General features: G+C 68.8%; 19 protein-coding genes. 10 read left to right on the plus strand and 9 right to left on the minus strand.

What is annotated here, in order from left to right; translation table 11 throughout:
* Positions 1-37: 37 nt before the first annotated feature.
* A complete protein-coding gene (locus tag GA0070561_RS15110) occupies positions 38-1798 on the minus strand; it encodes a DUF1996 domain-containing protein (RefSeq protein WP_091400916.1) in 1761 nt (586 codons plus the stop codon).
* Positions 1799-1992: 194 nt separating this feature from the next.
* Between GA0070561_RS15110 and GA0070561_RS15115 the strand changes: the two genes are divergently transcribed.
* From GA0070561_RS15115 to GA0070561_RS15140, 5 genes are all read left to right on the plus strand, one after another.
* Positions 1993-3210 (plus strand): cellulose binding domain-containing protein, encoded by a 1218-nt coding sequence (locus GA0070561_RS15115; RefSeq protein WP_091400919.1) that lies wholly within the window; start codon positions 1993-1995, stop codon positions 3208-3210.
* A gap of 57 nt (positions 3211-3267) precedes the next feature.
* Complete coding sequence (locus GA0070561_RS15120) at positions 3268-4362, plus strand: glycoside hydrolase family 53 protein (RefSeq protein ID WP_167362431.1); 1095 nt, start codon at positions 3268-3270, stop codon at positions 4360-4362.
* A 71-nt stretch (positions 4363-4433) separates the two neighbouring features.
* A complete protein-coding gene (locus tag GA0070561_RS33600; RefSeq protein WP_091400924.1) occupies positions 4434-4829 on the plus strand; it encodes a type I phosphoribosyltransferase in 396 nt (131 codons plus the stop codon).
* A gap of 524 nt (positions 4830-5353) precedes the next feature.
* A complete protein-coding gene (locus GA0070561_RS15135) occupies positions 5354-6355 on the plus strand; it encodes an aldo/keto reductase (RefSeq protein ID WP_208603771.1) in 1002 nt (333 codons plus the stop codon).
* A gap of 73 nt (positions 6356-6428) precedes the next feature.
* Positions 6429-7271 carry a helix-turn-helix transcriptional regulator gene (locus GA0070561_RS15140; protein WP_208603772.1) on the plus strand — a complete coding sequence of 281 codons (843 nt, stop codon included), beginning with the start codon at positions 6429-6431 and terminating at the stop codon, positions 7269-7271.
* Positions 7272-7289: 18 nt separating this feature from the next.
* On the opposite strand, the gene GA0070561_RS15145 is transcribed toward GA0070561_RS15140, so the two are convergent.
* The gene (locus tag GA0070561_RS15145; protein ID WP_091400929.1) at positions 7290-8234 is read right to left on the minus strand and encodes a helix-turn-helix transcriptional regulator; all 945 of its coding nucleotides are present in this window, start codon (positions 8232-8234) and stop codon (positions 7290-7292) included.
* Between the two features lie 214 nt (positions 8235-8448).
* Between GA0070561_RS15145 and GA0070561_RS15150 the strand changes: the two genes are divergently transcribed.
* Both GA0070561_RS15150 and GA0070561_RS15155 read left to right on the plus strand, forming a co-directional pair.
* Positions 8449-9648, plus strand: a complete 1200-nt coding sequence (locus GA0070561_RS15150; protein ID WP_091400932.1) for an MFS transporter — start codon at positions 8449-8451, stop codon at positions 9646-9648.
* A gap of 48 nt (positions 9649-9696) precedes the next feature.
* On the plus strand, positions 9697-9885 hold the full coding sequence (locus GA0070561_RS15155) for a DUF6221 family protein (protein WP_258401575.1): 189 nt from the start codon (positions 9697-9699) through the stop codon (positions 9883-9885).
* Here GA0070561_RS15155 and GA0070561_RS15160 read toward each other — a convergent pair.
* The 4 genes from GA0070561_RS15160 to GA0070561_RS15175 form a co-directional block, all read right to left on the minus strand.
* On the minus strand, positions 9875-11170 hold the full coding sequence (locus tag GA0070561_RS15160) for a GAF domain-containing protein (protein ID WP_091400937.1): 1296 nt from the start codon (positions 11168-11170) through the stop codon (positions 9875-9877). The two genes, GA0070561_RS15155 and GA0070561_RS15160, sit on opposite strands and share 11 nt — an antisense overlap.
* A gap of 192 nt (positions 11171-11362) precedes the next feature.
* Positions 11363-11725 carry a hypothetical protein gene (locus tag GA0070561_RS15165; RefSeq protein ID WP_091400939.1) on the minus strand — a complete coding sequence of 121 codons (363 nt, stop codon included), beginning with the start codon at positions 11723-11725 and terminating at the stop codon, positions 11363-11365.
* Between the two features lie 162 nt (positions 11726-11887).
* Positions 11888-12391, minus strand: coding sequence for an O-acetyl-ADP-ribose deacetylase (locus GA0070561_RS15170; RefSeq protein WP_091400941.1), 504 nt, complete (start codon positions 12389-12391; stop codon positions 11888-11890).
* A gap of 125 nt (positions 12392-12516) precedes the next feature.
* Positions 12517-13380: an LLM class F420-dependent oxidoreductase gene (locus tag GA0070561_RS15175; RefSeq protein ID WP_091400943.1), complete on the minus strand. Its 864-nt coding sequence runs from the start codon at positions 13378-13380 to the stop codon at positions 12517-12519.
* A 134-nt stretch (positions 13381-13514) separates the two neighbouring features.
* Between GA0070561_RS15175 and GA0070561_RS15180 the strand changes: the two genes are divergently transcribed.
* Positions 13515-14066, plus strand: coding sequence for a hypothetical protein (locus tag GA0070561_RS15180; protein WP_091400946.1), 552 nt, complete (start codon positions 13515-13517; stop codon positions 14064-14066).
* A gap of 1 nt (position 14067) precedes the next feature.
* Here GA0070561_RS15180 and GA0070561_RS15185 read toward each other — a convergent pair whose 3' ends face one another.
* The 3 genes from GA0070561_RS15185 to GA0070561_RS15195 form a co-directional block, all read right to left on the minus strand.
* Positions 14068-14604: a DUF6000 family protein gene (locus tag GA0070561_RS15185; protein WP_091400949.1), complete on the minus strand. Its 537-nt coding sequence runs from the start codon at positions 14602-14604 to the stop codon at positions 14068-14070.
* Positions 14605-14674: 70 nt separating this feature from the next.
* A complete protein-coding gene (locus GA0070561_RS15190; RefSeq protein ID WP_091400951.1) occupies positions 14675-15322 on the minus strand; it encodes a response regulator transcription factor in 648 nt (215 codons plus the stop codon).
* Positions 15319-16425, minus strand: a complete 1107-nt coding sequence (locus tag GA0070561_RS15195; protein WP_141710378.1) for a sensor histidine kinase — start codon at positions 16423-16425, stop codon at positions 15319-15321. Before GA0070561_RS15195 ends, GA0070561_RS15190 begins: the two co-directional genes overlap by 4 nt.
* Before the next feature lie 138 nt (positions 16426-16563).
* On the opposite strand from GA0070561_RS15195, the gene GA0070561_RS15200 reads away from it, so the two are divergent.
* A complete protein-coding gene (locus GA0070561_RS15200; RefSeq protein ID WP_091400957.1) occupies positions 16564-17157 on the plus strand; it encodes a CDP-alcohol phosphatidyltransferase family protein in 594 nt (197 codons plus the stop codon).
* On the plus strand, positions 17154-17630 hold the full coding sequence (locus tag GA0070561_RS33605) for a hypothetical protein (RefSeq protein WP_167362412.1): 477 nt from the start codon (positions 17154-17156) through the stop codon (positions 17628-17630). The genes GA0070561_RS15200 and GA0070561_RS33605 overlap by 4 nt, the downstream gene beginning before the upstream one ends.
* The last annotated feature ends 3 nt before the right edge of the window (positions 17631-17633 follow it).

Here is a 17633-nt window from a genome sequence, read left to right on the forward strand (position 1 = left end):
CTGCGGCCCGTCCCGCCCGAGCGACCCGGCCCCGGCGTCAGGAGCAGTTCCTGCCCTTGTTGATGCAGGTGGCGATGCGTTGCATCGTCTGGGCGGAGTTGACGTTGACGAAGTCGTTGTGGTCGGAGAAGGGGTTGTGGTTCTCCTCGGGGAAGGAGTCGAGGGCGTACTGGCCTTTGACCTGCACGTCGCGGGCGATGTCGTAGGCCACGGTGATCCGCAGTTGCGGGATCGCCCGGAAGCCCTGCGGGCAGGCGCCGGTGGCCTTGTCGGCGAACGCGACGTGGTTGCGGTGGTTGTCGCTGTCGACGTTCCTGCCGTCCCAGCAGCCGGGGAAGTCGTGGACGCGCTGCACCTGGCTGCCGGCGGGGCAGATCGGGTACTTGTCGGAGAGCCGGTCGGTGAAGCCCGAGCAGGTCCAGGTGGCGCGGGCGTTGGCCGGGCCACGGCTGGTGGGCTTGGCGTCGCCGGTGAGGGCCCGGAGGAACTTCGGCATCGGCACCACAGTGCTGACTGGGTTGCCGCGGTACTCGATCAGCACCTGCGCCGGGCGGACGATGCCGCCGGTGTTGCCGGGCAGCTCAAGGTTGGGTCCCTGCGGGTCGGGGAGCGCGGCCGCGCTGGTGGGTGCATTGCTCGGTGCCGCCGGCGTGCTGGGGGCCTGGTCCAGCGTGCAGCCGGCGAGCGCTTCGAGACCCTGCGGGCGGGGGGCCTGCCGCCCGATCGCGGTGGCGATCCGGTCGAGGACGGCTACCCGCTTGGCGCGTAGCGGTCCGAGGATGGCGTTGTCGACGAAGGCCGGGCCGCCCTGGCCACGGCTGATGACCAGGCGTTCGTTGGCCTCGGAGACCTGCCGGTCGAGTTCGTCGAGGTTGCGGTTCACCTCGGCGAGCGCCCGGCCGGGTACGCCGGGCAACCTGTCCCGCACGGCCGGGCACTGGATGCGCGGATTCGCGGCCTGCGCCGCCTTGACGCTCGCCCGGTGGGCGCTGCCGGGCATTCGGGCGTGCATGTCGTCGTAGCTGACGTCACAGTCGACAAGCGAGACCAGGCCAGGCTGGTTACCGCCGGCGGTAGTGATCGTGGTGCTGATCTGCTTGATCATCGCGGCACGGCGGGCTCGCAGCGAGTCGATGACCTCCCGGTTGAAGGCGGCGTCGATGCGGCCCCGGCTGGCGGTCATCCGCTGGTTCGCGGCGGCCTGCTGGCGATCCAGCTCGGCCAGCAGGCGGTCGACGGTGCCGCGGGCCCCGGTGGGGACTGCCCGCAGCCGTTTGGCGACCGACGGGCAGACGACCATCGGCTGGGTCTGGGCGAGGGCCTGCTGGACCTGCTTGCCGCTGCGGACGGTCTTGTCGATGCGCACCACCGGCCAGAAGTAGGACGACTTGTCACCGTTGCGGCAGGTGGTGCCGGAGGCGTCCAGATCGGCGTCGGAGGAGTTCGCGGTGATGGCCAGGTTGCCGACGAAGTCGTGGACGTGTTCAGCGCCGTTGCGGATGCCGGGCTGGGCCACCGGGTTGTCCGGACTGAACTTGCCGTTGCCGTTCGTGCCGCAGTCGACGGTGAACCGGCCGGTCGACGCACCGGCGGCCGGCCTCGGGTTCCGTACGTTCGGAGGCACGTTCTCGATCGGCACGAACTGGTCGAGGCTGGTGGCGGCATCGGCGGTGCCCTTGCCGCCACCGGAGACGAAGGTGGCGGTGAGCGCGCCGGTGGCCGCCAGCACGAGCGCGGCCATGGCGAGCCGGGCCGGCCGGGTCTGGACCAGTGCGGTCCCGTTCTTTCTGCGGTTCATCGGAATCTCCTCAAAGCCGGAAACGGCTCCGGTGATGTGCTGTCTCCCCTCGGTACGGGCCGGCGCACGGTCAGCGGTCAACGGTCAACGCGCATGTCATGGTTCGGTAAGAAGTCGGGCATGAGCCGCGCCGATCACCGGCCGAGGCGTGAGACACGTTGGCGATCATCGATATATTGCTGCATCGTCGACGTATGACTGGCGTTCGCTCGTCCTCGCTGTTCCGTCGTCTGCGGCCGGGTCTGCTGGCCGCCGTCGTGCTGTCGACGGCGGTGCTCGGCACCGCTCTGAGCGCGGCACCGGCAGCCGACGCCGGCACCGCTGCGCCCGCCGCGTACCCGCGGGTCGCCCCGGCGCCCGGTGGGGCCACGGTGTCCGTCGCAGCTCCGGCCGGAACCGCCTCGCCAAAGCCGACTACGCCGTCCACTACGCCGTCCACTACGCCGTCCACTACGCCGAGCACCTCGCCCGTTCCGCCGAGCGCGCCCACGAACCTGACCGCCAGCGAGGTCCGGACCGCGTCGGTGACCCTCACCTGGACGGGCGCCACGTCCGGCTGCTGCGCCATCACCGGGTACGACATCACGTACTACCAGGAGTTCGGCGACATCGTGTTCAGCGCCAGCGTCGGGGCCGTCACCAGCACCACGATCACCGGCCACCTTGGGTCGGGCCAGCAGTACACGTTCCGATTGATCGCCCGGGACAGCCTCGGGCAACGCTCGAACTGGTCGAACGCGCTGACAGTGGTCACCCCGGTGACGGACACCGGCCCGGACACCACCCCGCCGAGCGCGCCGCAGAACCTGACCGTCGGCGAGGTGCCCGCCTCGACCGGCACGTTGTCCTGGTCGCCGTCGGCGGACGACGTCGGCGTGCTCGGGTACAACGTCTACCAGTTCGACGGCTGGTTCACCTCGGTCCTGGTCGCGACCGTGCCGGGTACGACGTACACGACGCCGCTACCTGCGTCGACACCGTTGCGGAACCTGTACTACGTGCGGGCCCGGGACGCGGTCGGCAACGTGTCGATCGCGTCGAACACTGTCACTCTGCCCACGACGACGACCACTCCGACACCCCCGCCGCCCTCGACCTGCCGGGTGACCTACCGCAACCAGTCCGAGTGGCAGGGCGGTTTCGTGGCCACTGCAACGGTCCACAACGCCGGGGCGGCACCCATCGACGGCTGGGCCGTCACCTTCACCTTTCCGGGAGACCAGCAGGTCACCTCGGGGTGGAACGCCACGATCGGCCAGACCGGGACCACCGTGACCGCTCGTAACGTCGACTGGAACCGCGTCCTCGCGCCAAACGGCTCCGCGACCTTCGGCGTCCAGGGGAGGTGGGGCGTCAGCGACGCGCCGCCGACCGGCTTCTCGCTGAACGGTGCCCCCTGCACGGTGGGCTGAAGGAGCCTCGTGAACACACATTCGGCCACACCCCACCACCGCCGCGCCAGGGCCCTGATCGGGATTGTCGCGGCCGGCATCCTCACCGTCGCCACCACGCTCGGCGGCGCGCCCGCGCCCGTCTCCGCCGCGAACACGCTCACCATGCGGGGGGCCGACGTCTCCTCGTTGCAGCGCAGCCTGGATCTCGGCGCCAGGTACTACGACACCGGCGGGGTCGCCCGCGACCCACTGGACATCTTGAAGTCCGTCGGCGTCAACTACGTCCGGCTACGCGTCTGGAACAACCCGATCAGCGGCTACAACAACAAGAGCGCGGTGTTGGGTCAGGCGAGGGCGGCCAGGGCGAAAGGCCTCAAGGTGCTCATCGACTTTCACTACTCCGACACCTGGGCCGACCCTGGCAAGCAGTACAAGCCGGCCGCCTGGGCCGGCCACAGCCTGAGCCAACTGCGTACCGACGTCTACACCTTCACCTACGACGTCTGCTCCAGCCTTCGGGGGCAGGGCACCCCGCCGGACAGTGTGCAGATCGGCAACGAGATCAACGTCGGAATGCTGTGGAACGAGGGCAAGGTCGTCAACAACGACTTCGCCCCGCTGGCCGGCCTGCTGAAGCAGGGCTACAACGCGACCAAGGCGTGCGGCAGCGGCATCCCGGTGATGATCCATACCGCAAACGTCGACAGCAACGCCAACGCCCGATGGTTCTACGACGGCATCCGTGCCCAGGGTGTGCAGTGGGACATCACCGCCCAGTCGTACTACTGCATGTGGCACGGCACCCTGGCGAACCTCTACAACAACATCGTCGACCTGCGCGGGCGCTACGGCAAACCGGTGGTGATCGTGGAGACCGCGTACCCCTTCACCCGGAACAACGCGGACAGCGAGCCGAACGCCATCGGCGACGCGACCTGCGACGGCATCAGCGCGACCTGGTCCGGGCAGGCCCAGGAGTTCGACTGGGTGCAGAACACGGCCCGCAACGCGGGCGCCATCGGCGTCTTCTACTGGGAACCCACCTGGTACGCCGTCCGCGGCAACGGCTGGGACCCGGCCAACATCAACGGCACCGGAAACCAGTGGGACAACATGGCCGTCTTCGACTGGTCCGGGCGCGTGAACCCGGGCGTACGGTGGACGCCCTGACCCCTTCTGTGTGCGCACAGCAGCCGAGTGCAGCCACGGCCAGCAAGCGGGTGACTGTTACTTTGCCGGCCGTGAATGATCAGCAGACGTGGATCGACCGAATCATCGAGGTGACCGGATGGTGCCACGATCCTGCGGGTGATGCCGGCTGGGAGCAGGTGGAGGCCGAGCTGGGGATCGTGCTGCCGTCGGACTTCAAAGAGCTGTGCCGGCTGTTCGTACCGGGGGCGTTCTACGCGTACCTGGACCTTCTCCGGCCGACCGACGACCACGCGCAGCCGTTGCATCGGACCTGGGCTTCTTGTCGCCAGTGGGCGGCCGGGCAAGAGTCCGCGCAGTTGTGGGCCCCCTACGACCTGTACGAGCCCGACAAGGGGCCGGGGCTGATCCAGTGGGGCAGCGATCAGACCGAAGGGGAGCTAGTGGTCACCAGAGACGGAGTCGCGGTAGGACCCTCTGCCGGGTGATCCCAGTTGGGCCAGATGCAGAACGTGCCCTGCGGACAGTTCCCCGGTTTCCAGGCCTCGTCTGATGCTTGCGAGGGTGCCGCCGAAGCGGCGGGGGCGGTGGCCAGCACGCCGGCGACGGACGCGGCGAGGGCGATGGATTTCAACAGCACGGTTCACCTATTTAGATAGATAACTGTGGATGGATGCCAAAAGGCTACCGGTGGAAATTTGCAGGGTCAAGAAATAGGGGCGACGGCTTGTGCAATCGTCCGATCACTCGGTCGACACCGGCTCAAGCCGAGGCGCTGTCGCGGGCCACGTTGATGACGATCTTGCCGACCTGGCCGTTGACCGCCGTGTAGCGGTGGGGCCTCGGTGATCAAACTACGACGATCATCGCGGGCCGATCAGCCTCGGGCCTGCGTCGGATCGTCGCCCTGTCGGGCCGGGGATAGGAAGAACGCCGATAACGGCGCCGATCTGTCGCAGGCTGGTGACGAGCGATCGGAAGGCGCTCGTGGCATCTAGGAAGAGAAATCAACATGATCTTGCAGAAGCACGCGATCGGTGGTCAAGGGCTGGTGGCCTCGGTCGAAGGACTCGGCACCATGGGCATGACCGCGATGTACGGCACCCCCGACGACGTCGAGTCGGCCGCCACCGTTCACCGCGCACTCGAACTGGGCGTGACCCTGTTCGACACCGCGGACATGTACGGCCCGCTCACCGGGGAGGAACTGCTCGGCCGGGCGCTGAGAGGGCGTCGCGACCAGGCCGTCATCGCAACCAAGTTCGGCGGTGTGACGTTCGACGATGCCGGCCGCATCATCGGTGGCGCCAACGGGCAACCCGACTACGTGCGCAAGTCCCTCGACGGATCGTTGCGCCGGCTCGGCACCGACTACATCGACCTGTACTTCCAGCACCGTGTCGACCCGAACGTACCGGTCGAGGAGACCTTCGGCGCGCTCGGCGAACTCGTCACCGAAGGCAAGATCCGGTACCTCGGGATCAGCGAGGCGTCGCCGGAGAGCATCCGCGCCGCGCACGCCACCGCGCCGCTGTCGGCGGTGCAGACCGAGTACTCGTTGTTCACCCGTAATGTGGAGACCAATGGTGTGCTCGACACGGTGCGTGACCTGGGCATCGGGTTCGTGGCGTACGCGCCGTTGGGCCGTGGTTTCCTGACCGGCTCAGTTCGTGGTCTGGAAGACCTGCCCGAGAACGACTGGCGTCGTACCTGGCCGCGGTTCGCCGAGGAGAACCTGCGGCAGAACCTGCTCCTGGTGGACCGGATCCGCGTCATCGCGGAACAGGCGGGTGTCACGCCCGGCCAGCTCGCGTTGGCCTGGGTATTGGCGCAAGGTGACCACGTCACCGCAATTCCCGGCACCAAGCGTCGGACCTATCTGGAGGAGAACGTCGCCGCCGCGCAGCTCAAGATTGATGCCGGCTTGCTCGACGAACTCAGCGCCGCCGCTCCGGTCGGTGCCGCCGTCGGGGAGCGCTACGCCGGACCGGCCATGGCCGCGATCCAGGAGTAGCTTCCGACATCGACGGGATCTTCACGGTGCCACCAGCAGTGCTGGTGGCACCGCGATCCGGGAAGGGCAGTCAGTGGCACGAAACGAACTCGGCGACTTCCTGCGGGCTCGCCGACAGGCACTTCGCCCGGCTGACGTCGGGCTCCCTCCACGCGGGCGGCGCCGCACCCCCGGCCTACGCCGTGAGGAAGTCGCGCTCCTGGCAAATGTTTCCGTCGACTACTACGAACGACTCGAGCAGTCGCGCAACACCAACCCCTCGCAGGCTCTACTCGGCAGCCTGGCCCGGGCGCTGCGACTCTCCGTCGACGAACGAGACTACCTCTACCGCCTAGCCGGACATCCCGTGCCGACGACCTCCACCGTCAGCGGGTACGTCGACCCCGCGATGATGTTCCTCCTCGACGCACTCACCACGGTGCCCGCACACGTCATTGACGACCGCACCACCATCCTCGCCCAGAACGCCCTCAGTCGCGCGTTGCTGGGCTCCTGGACCGACGGCGGTGACCGGCACTCGAACGTGACCTGGCGCTGGTTCACCCACCCCGAATCCCGTGCGCTCAATGTGCCGGAGGAGCACGAGGCGATCGGCCGCGGATACGTCGCCGACCTACGCGCAGCCGTCGCCCGCAGCGGCCACGACCCCGTGTCCGAACAACTGATCGCCGATCTCACCACCGTGAGCCCGGAATTCGCCCAGTACTGGTCCGACATGCAGGTCGCCGCGCTACAGACCACCCGCAAAATCCTCGTCCATCCGCAAGTCGGACGGCTGGACGTACAGTGCGACTTCGTTCTCAGCACCACCACTGGTCAGCGCCTGGTCATCTTCCGGCCTCAACCCGGCACGGCCACCGCCGACAACTTCGACTTTCTGCGGGCCCTCGGCGAACAATCCTTCGACCGCTCCTGAGTCGCTACGCCAATTCCGTCACTGTGCTGCCGCGGCCGGCTCCTGGGCGGCGTCTGCTCCCCAACTGGCCAGCAGCCGCAGCGCCTCTTCCGAGATCGACCCGGGCTCGGCGTGGTAGGTGCTCAGCAACTGCTCCGGATCACCCGGGAGCGCGAGTGTCTCGTAGCGAAGGGTCAGCTCACCCACGAGTGGGTGTGACAGGCGCATGACGCCGTGCGTCTTCTTCTTGACGTCGTGGGTGGCCCACAACCTGCGGAAGTCCTCGCTCTTCAAGGACAGTTCGCCGATCAGAGACGCCAGCGACGGGTCGTCCGTGTGCAGGCCGGCGCCCAGCCGTAGTTGCCCCACCACGTCGTACGCCTTGGCTTCCCAGTCAGGGAACAACTTTCGGGACGCCGGGTCGAGGAACGTGATCCTGGCCCAGTTCCGGTCCGATGAGGTACGGGCCGCCCAGTCACCGAAGAGGGCGGAGGCGGTCTGGTTCCAGGCCAACACATCAGTGCGAGGGCCCCACACGTACGCTGGCACGCCTTCCAGCGCGGCGAGCAGGTCTCGAATCTCGGGCCGCACCTGTTGGTGCGGCGGCCTGAGTCGGCGCTGATGCCGCTTGGGCTGGGCCAGGCGCACCAGATGGGCGTGCTCGGCTTCGGAGAGTTCGAGCACGCGGGAGATCGCGTCCAGCACCTCACGCGAGACATTGCGGGCGTTGCCCTGCTCGAATCGCGTGTAGTACGCCGCGGAGACCCCGGCGAGTTGCGCGAGTTCCTCTCGGCGCAGACCCGGGACGCGGCGCCGTCGGCTGTAGTCGGTCAGCCCAACATCGGCCGGTTTGCGGCGGGCCCTGCGGGTGCGCAGAAACTCGCTCAGCTCCGCGCGGGGGTCGAGCCCCTCCCGCGGGTCCGGTTCGGCATCCGGGTCCGAGGTGGCTGGGAAATCGGTCTGAGTGGCGTGGCGAGCTGCCATATCTCGATTGTCCCACGCAGTTTGCGCCTCAACCTGTCCCTGTCAGTGGTAGCCACACGAGACGTAGACCAAGCAGGTGGCTGGCTAGTGCCGCGCGCCTGAAGCACGCTCGATGTGTCCTGAGGAAACGGCTTGCAAGCCCATCCGCTCCACGCCGGCTTTCCGTCATCAATCCACCCGGCTGGGCTCCCTGCCCTATTTGTGAAAGAGCACCATGACCATCACCGCATTCACGGGCCCGAGTCCGACGACCGCGCGGCCGGGCCGCCTTCCGGGAAAAGCATTGTTCGGCCTTTTCCTGGCCGGGTTTATCAGCATCCTCACGGAATGCCTTCCGGCGGGCCTCCTGCCGGAAATGAGCCGCACGCTGAACACGGGCGTCTCGGTCACCGGTCAGACGGTCACGATCTACGCGCTCGCCACAGCGCTCGGCGCCATCCCCCTCGCGTGGGCGACGGCCAGCTGGCCGCGCAAACACGTCCTGCAACTTGCCCTGGTCGTGGTCGCCCTCACCAACGCGCTCACCGCGCTGTCCGAGAACTACACGCTGACGATGGTGCTGCGCTTCGTCGCCGGCCTGGGAACCGGACTCATCTGGCCTCTTCTCGGCGGCTACGCCGCCCGACTCGCGCCAGAGGGACGACAAGGCCGCGCCATCGCCATCGCCCTGGCCGGAACCCCGATCGGACTGGCCTTGGGCATCCCACTGGGGACCTGGCTCAGCAGCCTCGGGGGCTGGCAACTCGCCTTCTACGCCTCTGCTGCCGTGACCGTCATGACCATGGCCTGGGTCCTGGTGGCCGTTCCGAACCTGCCCGGGCAACCGGTAGACGCTCGTTTCAGGATCTCGCAGGTCCTGGTTGTGCCCGGACTGCGGCCCATTCTGTTCGCGTTGGCCACGTACATGATCGCTCACAACCTTCTCTACACGTACATCACCGACCTCCTGCTTCATCTGGGAATGGCCGACCAGACCGGCTGGGTGCTGTTCGCCTTCGGAGTCACCTCCGTGCTCAGCGTTCTCGTAGTCGGAACCCACATCGACCGACACCTGCGCAAGCTTGCCGTGAGCAGCACCCTGCTCTTCGGGGCCAGCGTGCTCGTCCTGGGCATGGTCGCGGACGCACCGGTGCTGGTCTACATTGCCGTCGCCGCATGGGGCTTCGCGTTCGGCAGTTCCCCGAGCCTGTTCGTGGGCGCCACGATCAACGCCGCCGGAGAAGCCGCCAACGTCGCTCAGTCGATCACCATCACGGTCTTCTCGGCTTCTATCGCCACCGGAGGTTTCATCGGCGGCCTCCTGCTCGCCGGACTGGGCACCGCCTCGATCACCTGGGCGGCACTCATCCTCCTGATCGTCGCGGCCGTAACTGTCATCGGCGGCAAGAAGCACGCGTTCCCCAGGAATGGCTGAAGCCGGGCGGCAGCGGCGGCGAGTAACCGTGTTCGAGCCCCAGCTGGCATCGCGATGCTCGACCTGGTCGACATGCTGGCACGGGAGTACGAGGCGATGGACCCCGGCGACGAGCGCTTCCCTGGTCTCGCGTACGCGCTCCGAGTGCTCGTGCAGTCGTACAACGAGCACCCCGACTACCGCAAGGAGTGGCGTCCCCAGCTTCCCAGCACGCGCCCGGGAGCGGTCAGCGGTTGAGGTAGGCGGCCAGGCCGCCGAGTTCCTCGCTGGCGATGAACACCGACCGCACGTTGAGGATGGCCTCCTCGACGTGAGCGGGGCAGCCCCACGCCGCGTCACCCCACGAATCGGCGATCTTGACCTCGGCTGGCGCGGTGCACCCGGCGGCGCCGCCGAGCTGGCAGTGCTCGGGGTGCGGCGTGGCGGCCTGTGCGGCCGCGGCGGCACGCATCTGGCTGGCGAGTTCCGCGGCGGCGGTGGCGCGCTGCTCGGCCTCGGCGCGCAGTTCCCGCTCCACGCGCAGCACCTTGGCCAGTTCGTCGTTGGCCGACTTGGCGCGTGCCTCGGCGGCAAGCTTCGCCTGCTCGATGTGGTGGCGTTCGATGGCCAGGGCTGCGGTGCCGGCGAAGAGCCGGGTGAGGGCGAGGTCGGTGTCCTGCGGGACGCGCGGGGTGCGGTGGTACATCGCGAAGGTGCCCAACAGGCCGCCGTCGCGGGCCAGGATCGGCGTGGACCAGCAGGCCGCCAATCCAGCCTGGTCGGCCAGGTCCCGGAAGTCGTCCCAGAACGGGTCGGTGGCGATGTCGGTGACGATGACTGGTTCCCGCCGGTGGGCGGCGGTGCCGCACGAGCCGACACCTTCGCCGGTCGCGATGCCGTCGATGGCCTGGTTGTAGAAGTCGGGCAGGCTCGGCGCGGCGCCGTGGCGCAGGTGCCGGGCGTCGGGATCGGCGAGCAGGACGGAGACGAGCACCTCCTGCGGTGCGAGGTTCTCGATACAGCGGGCCATCCCGTCGAGCACCTCGGCCAGGGGTGCCTGACGGGCGATCTGCTCCAGCAGGGCACGGTGTTCGGCCATCAGCCGTTGGGCATGCTTGACCTGTGTGGTCTCCACGCCGAGCACACGGATCCCGGTCACGGTGCCGTCGGCGTCCCGACGCGGCTCGTAGGTGAAGTCGAAGAACGACTCCCGCGCCTGCGGGCCACCGCCCAGCACGACCCGGACGTCACGGCCGGTGTGCGGCTCACCCGTGCGGAAGACCTGGTCCAGGAGCGCGATGAATCCCTGACCGGCCAGTTCGGGCATCAGCTCGGCGATCGCCACCCCGACCCGGGCCCGCTCTTCGCCGATGGTGGCGAAGAACGCCGGATTCGCCGTCTCCACCAGGTGCGATGGCCCCGCCAGAGACGCGAAGACGGCGATGGACTGCCCGAACAACGCCCGCAGGTCCTCCTCCGCTGCCTGCTCGGCATCCGCCGAACCCGCAACAGCAGTAGACCGTTGGCCTGGTACGGCGGTCATGGTGTGGGTTCGCCTCTCGTCTGCGGATACGGGCAACGACCGACGGTGCCACCCGTCGGTGCGGGTGGCCGCGGTGCGGCGGAGTTGGTTGGGGCCACCGCCGGTGCAGCGTACCCATGTGCCCGACATTCAGGTCTTACCCACCAACCACGCACTGCAACCTGTCGCCCGAACAGCGCGTCGCCCGGGGGTTCAGATCCGCTGTTCCCACCAGGGATCGCCGGGGTCGGCCCAGGGGTTGGCCAGGGTTCGACTGAGGAACAGATCATCGGCCGCACTGACGACCCGCCGCAGCTCCCGCGCCGTTTTTCCAGTCAGCGATCGCAGGGCGATGTCCAGCACCTCCCGATCCCGATAGTCCGAGGTGCAACCGCAGGGGCACCCGCCAAAATCGTCCAGCAGGTCACGGGCAGGGCCTCGCACCTTGTCGGTCCAGCCCCGAAGTGCGCGGCCGACATCACCGGGATGCAAGCGGTTGTTGTGGCGCTCCAGCCGAACGACGTCGGCGACGGCCTTGCTGGAAATGCCGTGAAAGTGTGCACGGGATTCGTGCACCTGTCGACGACTGGGTTTGGCGGCGCGTAGCGCCCCAGGTCGCCTACGCGGCACGGTCCCTTCGCTGTGCGGTCATGCCGGGAAGTATGCCAGAGGGGACGACGATGGTCCGTGGCCAGACAACGCCTCGACGGCACGCGCGGTTCCTGCGACGGCCGACAATCAACCCTGAAGCGCCGCAGTCAGCAGTTCGTACGTGGCGTCGTCGAAGGCGACCAGGCGAACACGCTCAACCCTTGTCGGCGTTGCTCTGATGGTCGAGATTGCGATCTTCGCTGCCTGGTCGGCCGGGAATCCGTACACGCCAGTGGCGATGGCGGGGAAGGCGACGCTGCGAGCGCCAATCTCATCGGCAACCTCAAGGCTGCGCCGATAGCACGACGCCAGGACGTCAGCCTCGCCGTGGCCGCCGCCTTCCCAGACCGGGCCAACGGTGTGGATGACGTGACGGATTGGTGGGTCCAGGTCAAAAGCTGGCGTGGCAACCGCATCGCCGGGATCACACGGAGCGAGCGCTGCCCCCGCCTGGGCCAGGCGAGGCCCCGCCGCACGGTGAATCGCCCCGTCGACACCGCCGCCGCCCAACAGCGACTCGTTCGCCGCGGTCACGACGGCGTCGACGTCCTCGCTGGTGATGTCGCCACGAACAACTTCGACCACAGGCATGGCTCGATGATGCCACCAGCCGGTCAGCCCCACCCGTCGTCCCGGCACACCGCCCCCGCTTGCCAGAAGAGTGGTCAGGTGGTGCCGGGCCGCGACGGGGGCCTACGGTGCTGCGGTTTCGGAGGTCAGATCAGGGCTGCGGCGAGGGCGCGGAACGCGTCGGCGGGGAACGCCGTGTCGTCGCCGCCGTTGAGCACCTGGATCGCCACTTCGTCGGCACCGGCCTGGTAGTGCTTCTCCAACCCGGCCACCACCTTCTCGACGCTGCCCCAGGGGATCAGGGCGTCGACGAGGCGGTCACTGCCGCCGTCGGCGAAGTCCTCGTCGGTCCAGCCGAATCGCCGCAGGTTGTTGGTGTAGTTCGGCAGTGCGAGGTACCCGCTCGTGTACTGGCGGGCGGTGGCGCGCGCGGTGGTGGGGTCCGCGTCGAGGACCACAGCGACCTCGGGGGCGAGCAGCCGGTCGGGTCCGATTGCCGCCCGGGCTTCGGCGGTGTGCTCGGCAGGGACGAAGTACGGGTGCGCACCGGTCGAGCGGTCGCGGGAGAGTTCGAGCATCCGCGGGCCCAGTGCGGCCAGGATGCGCCGCTCGGGCGGAAGCCCGGCCGCGTCGAGGCCGTCGAGGTACTGCACCATCCGTGAGTACGGCTTGCGATAGTCGGTGCCACCGCTTTCCACCACCACCGCGTGGCTGGCGCCGAGACCGAGCAGGAACCGGCCGGGATGCGCCTGCTCCGCGTCCTTGGCGAACGCCGCCGCCTCGGGCGGCGACGAGTGCCAGATGCTCAGGATGCCGGTCGCGACCCCGATGCGGGTGGTCCCGTCCAGGATCTCCCGGAAGCGGGGGGCGACGTTCTCGCCGAAACCACCGGAGAACCAGATTCGTGAGTAGCCGAGGTCCTCCAACTCGGTTGCGGCGTCGATGGCCGCGCCCTGGCTCTCGCTAGCAAGGAAGAACGGTTGCCATACGCTGACGAGTCGTTGTGCCATATCGCAACCCTACGACCGATCGGCCGCTGACCGCGTCAGCTTGCGCTCCCCAAGCCCGATGTGAACGGGTCGACAGGGCCGCCGGCAGAGTCGGTGGTGTCAAAACCCGAGCCAATCCACGATAGCCTCGCGGCATGGGTTCAACCTGGTCGATGACCCAGCGTCTCAGCCTGATGTGGATATCGACGGTGCTCCTGCTTGTGCTGTTTGCGCACGGACTGCGTTTCGAGTACCTGCCGATCGAGGCACTCACCGGCAGCGTCTGGGCGACCCTCCTCGGCACGGGGGCAATCCTGTCGAGCAGGTTGGCCAGGCGGGGGCACGGCAAGAGTGCCACTGTGCTGCTGTGCCTGGCGGCCCTGATTGCCTGCGATGTGGCGGTCGTCGTCGATAGTGCGTTGATCTACGACGGGGCCGGTTATTGGACGCTCAACGGTGGTGTCGGCCTGCCGTACTCATACGCGCCGTTGTGGTATCCGGCCTCGCTGCTGCCGTGGTTCGATGTCTTCGGCATCGACCAGGCGGTCATCACGGCGGGCGATGTCGAGTGGCAGGCGGAGCACGTCGCTCCTGTGGCCGTGGTGCTGACCATCGCGTCGGCCCTCTTCATCGCCGTCGCGGCGAGGGCGCTGTTCGGGGGTTGGCAGGCCAGCCCGCAGCGTCGGCTGGTGCGCACCGGTCCCTAACTCACGGTGCGAGATCGTCACCGCTGCTGGCCGCTTGCAGCCGACGTGCGATGTCGAGCAGAGCGGTGAAGGTGTCCTGGTCCGCGTCGGTCGGCAGGGGGAGCAGCGTCGCGACGTGGTGATGGCGACGGACGTGGTCCGCTGCGGCGGCGATGATCCCACTCGCTCCCCAACCCCTTGCCTGGTCCGCGGCGAAGTACCGCTCCAGGGCTTCGATGGCCTCGGGGCCGGCCAGAACAACTGCGGCTGTCGCGAGCGACGGTGCGTCGAGGGCACCCCGCGATGTGGCGAGGGCGTGCAGAACGGCGGTGGTCACCTCGGGTCCGGCAACCGTTACCGAATACCAGGCACCCATGACCTGTGGACGCCAGCCGTCCCGCAGGAGCGCCGTCACCTGGGCTGGGGTGACACCTCGGCTCGCTTCGGCGAGTGCCGTTGTCAACGGTTGCCCGTACCTGATGGCGTTGGTTCCCATCATGTCGAGGTAGAACGGCACGACGCAGCGCTCGATGACGTCGTCGATATCCCCTTGATCCACGTCCGCAACCTAGCCGGCGAGCCTGCCCGGCGACAAAGGCGCCCAGGTCGAGCCCGCCGGTTGGTTCCGGTCATGGTGCGAGGCCGGCCTGGATCGCCAGGATGGCGGCCCGTACGCGGTCGCGGCTGCCGGTCTTGGCCAGCACGTTGGTCACGTGGGTCTTCACGGTGCTCATGGACAGGTAGAGGCGTTCGGCGATCTCGTTGTTGTTGAGTCCGGCGCCGATCAGGGCGAGCACGTCGGTCTCCCGAGCGGTCAGCTGGTAGGCCGCCAACTCCACGCGGGAGGCCGGGCCGGTCGCCCGGACCCGGTCGAGTACGGCGCCGGTGACCTCGGCGGAGAGGACCGCCTCGCCGGCCGCGACGGTGCGCACCGCGGCGATCAGGTCACGGGCGCTGGAGCGTTTGAGCAGGAACCCTCGTGCGCCGGCGGCGATGGCGTCCAGGACGTAGGCGTCGTCGTCGAAGGTGGTGACGACGATGACGGCCGGGGCGTGCGGGATCGTGGCCAGCTCGCGGGTGGCTTGCAGGCCGTCGAGCACCGGCATCCGGATGTCCACGAGGGCGACGTCGATGCGGGAGTCTCGACGTACGGCGTCGAGGAACTGTCGGCCGTCCGCCGCCTCGGCCGCGACCTGGATGTCGGGTTGGGACCGCAGGATCAGGCTGAAGCCGTCCCGGACCAACTCCTGGTCGTCGGCGATCGCGACGCGGATCATCTGTTCGCCACCGGCAGGTTGGCCTGCACCACGGTGCCGCCGCCGGGGCGCTGGCTCAGCTCCCAGCTCCCGCCGCGCGCGGAAACGCGTTCCCCGATGCCGAGCAGGCCCGAGCCGCTCGTGGGGGCGCGGGGCGGCCCGATGCCGTCGTCGCTGATCCGCAGGTGGGCGTGGTCGCCGACGCGGACCAGTTCGACCCAGGCCGCCGTGGCTTTCGCGTGGCGGGCGATGTTGGTGAGAGCCTCCTGGGCGATGCGGTAGGCGGTCAACACGCCGATCTCGTCCAGGCCCGGCTCGGGGTCCAGCTGGACCCGCACCGTCACGCCCTGCTGGCGCAGCGGCTGGGCGAGCAGCTCGTCGATGTCGGACAGGCGCGGTGGCGCGCTCACCGCGATCGACGCGTCCGGATCGCGCAGGTGCACGACGAGCGTGTCCAGCTCACTCAGTGCGGTGCGGCCACTGCCCGCGATCGCCCGCAGCGCCGCCCCCGGGTCGTCACTGAGCTGGCCCGCCTCGGCCTGCACCACCATCGCTGTGACGTGGTGGCCGACCACGTCATGCAGTTCGCGGGCCAGGTTGGTGCGCTGTTCGAGCCAGGCCGCCTGGCCGCGCAGGTCGTCTGTCTCCCGGGTCAGGGCGCGACCGCGTGACCACGACCGCAACAGGATCGCCAGGAGATAGCCGGCCGTCACGAAGAAGAACGGCTGCTCGTACAGCCCTCGTCCGTTGAGCAGCGCGGTGGTGAGGGCACCGGCCGCGCCGACCAAGCCACCCACCCACCCCAGCCACGGGTGGCGGGCCGGGTCCTCACAGACCGAGACGAACACCAGGCCGGCGGCCGCGAGGCCCAACTGTACCGACTCGCCGGTGCTCACGATCGCCACGAACCCCGCGCAGACCGCGAAGACCAGGGTTCGGTAGCGGGGGCGCAGCGCCGTGGCCCCGAGGCCGACCGGCAGCACCAGCCACGCCCAACCCGACGGCACTGACACGCCGTCCTCGACGGTGGTGACCACCGCGGCGATGATCAAAACCACCGCAGCGTACGCGAGCCGGCGCACTCGCTCGGGGTCGCGCAAACGTTCGCGGATTCCAGTCGTCACCCGCATAGTCTCCGTGACCAGCCGGAAGACCGGCCAGTACCCAGGTACCGGATCGGCCGGCACCCCGGTACCGCCCTCGGGACCAGATCGGCACCCCGGCACGTTCCGCGAAAACGCCCGCCGGACGACTCTGCGGAGGTGACTCTCGTCGACTCCCGCGCCGCCATCACCGTCGGCCCGCTTCGTACGGTTCCCAACTACATCACCGCCGTTCGCACGGTCGCCGCTGTGACCGTCGGTATCGTCGCCCTCGTCTTCGGGTCGGTGGCATTGATGGCGGTATCGTACGGTATCTACTGGATCGGTGACGTGCTCGACGGCTGGGCAGCCCGCCGGCTCGGACAGGAGACCCGGGCCGGGGCCGTCTTCGACATCGTGAGCGACCGCGCGTGCACCGCCGTACTCTGCGTGGGCCTGGTCTCCCTCGTGCCGGACGTCGCGGTCGTGGCAGTGGTCTTCCTGCTTTCGTTCCTGGTGCTGGACACCATGCTGTCGCTGGCGTTCCTGTGCTGGCCGGTGCTGAGCCCCAACTACTTCCACCTGGTCGACCGGCGGGTGTGGGCGTTGAACTGGTCGCCAGTGGCCAAGGTCGCCAACACCGCCGGGGTCATCGGCGCCATCGCGTTCGGGCAGTACCTCCTCGCGCTGGCCGTCGCCGTCGCCGTCGTCGCGGTGAAGCTGTGGTCGGTCGCAGCGGTGGTCCGGCTGCTCGAACGGGACGGCCTGGCATGAGCAGCCTCGCCGAGACCGTGGTGGCGCTCGGCTACGGTGTCGCCTCGGCGCTCGTCCCGATCGTCAACGCCGAGGCCTACGCCGTGGTCGCCGGGCAGCGTGGCGGCGGCCATGCTCTCGTCGCCGTGGTGGTCGCCCTGGCGCTCGGGCAGACCGTCGGCAAGCTGCTGCTGTTCGAGTCGGCGCGTCGCGGGTCGGGGCGACTGGCCCAGAAGGTCGCGAAACCGGGAAAGTCAGGTCGCGCGGCGGCTCGGGCCGCGCGGTGGACCGAGCCGATCCGCCGCTGGCTCTCCCGCCGCCGCACCGCTCTGCCGACCGTGCTGGCCTCCGCCGCGGTCGGGGTTCCACCGTTGGCCGTCGTCAGCCTCGCCGCCGGCACCGCGGGCCTTCGACGCTGGGAGTTCGCCGTCGCCTGCCTCTCCGGGCGGGTGATCCGTTTCGCCCTGCTCGTCCTGCCAGCGGTGCTGGCCTGACCC

Origin of the sequence: Micromonospora saelicesensis, from assembly GCF_900091575.1 — a bacterium.
Lineage (GTDB): Bacteria > Actinomycetota > Actinomycetes > Mycobacteriales > Micromonosporaceae > Micromonospora > Micromonospora saelicesensis.

Coding starts and splice junctions, on each gene's coding strand:
- GA0070561_RS15160 (WP_091400937.1), bottom strand. CDS start 11,170: ATGACCGCCGTACCAGGCCAACGGTCTACTGCTGTTGCGGGTTCGGCG.
- GA0070561_RS15115 (WP_091400919.1), top strand. CDS start 1,993: ATGACTGGCGTTCGCTCGTCCTCGCTGTTCCGTCGTCTGCGGCCGGGT.
- GA0070561_RS15190 (WP_091400951.1), bottom strand. CDS start 15,322: ATGATCCGCGTCGCGATCGCCGACGACCAGGAGTTGGTCCGGGACGGC.
- GA0070561_RS15145 (WP_091400929.1), bottom strand. CDS start 8,234: ATGGCAGCTCGCCACGCCACTCAGACCGATTTCCCAGCCACCTCGGAC.
- GA0070561_RS15180 (WP_091400946.1), top strand. CDS start 13,515: ATGGGTTCAACCTGGTCGATGACCCAGCGTCTCAGCCTGATGTGGATA.
- GA0070561_RS15110 (WP_091400916.1), bottom strand. CDS start 1,798: ATGAACCGCAGAAAGAACGGGACCGCACTGGTCCAGACCCGGCCGGCC.
- GA0070561_RS33605 (WP_167362412.1), top strand. CDS start 17,154: ATGAGCAGCCTCGCCGAGACCGTGGTGGCGCTCGGCTACGGTGTCGCC.
- GA0070561_RS15175 (WP_091400943.1), bottom strand. CDS start 13,380: ATGGCACAACGACTCGTCAGCGTATGGCAACCGTTCTTCCTTGCTAGC.
- GA0070561_RS15135 (WP_208603771.1), top strand. CDS start 5,354: ATGATCTTGCAGAAGCACGCGATCGGTGGTCAAGGGCTGGTGGCCTCG.
- GA0070561_RS15150 (WP_091400932.1), top strand. CDS start 8,449: ATGACCATCACCGCATTCACGGGCCCGAGTCCGACGACCGCGCGGCCG.
- GA0070561_RS15170 (WP_091400941.1), bottom strand. CDS start 12,391: ATGCCTGTGGTCGAAGTTGTTCGTGGCGACATCACCAGCGAGGACGTC.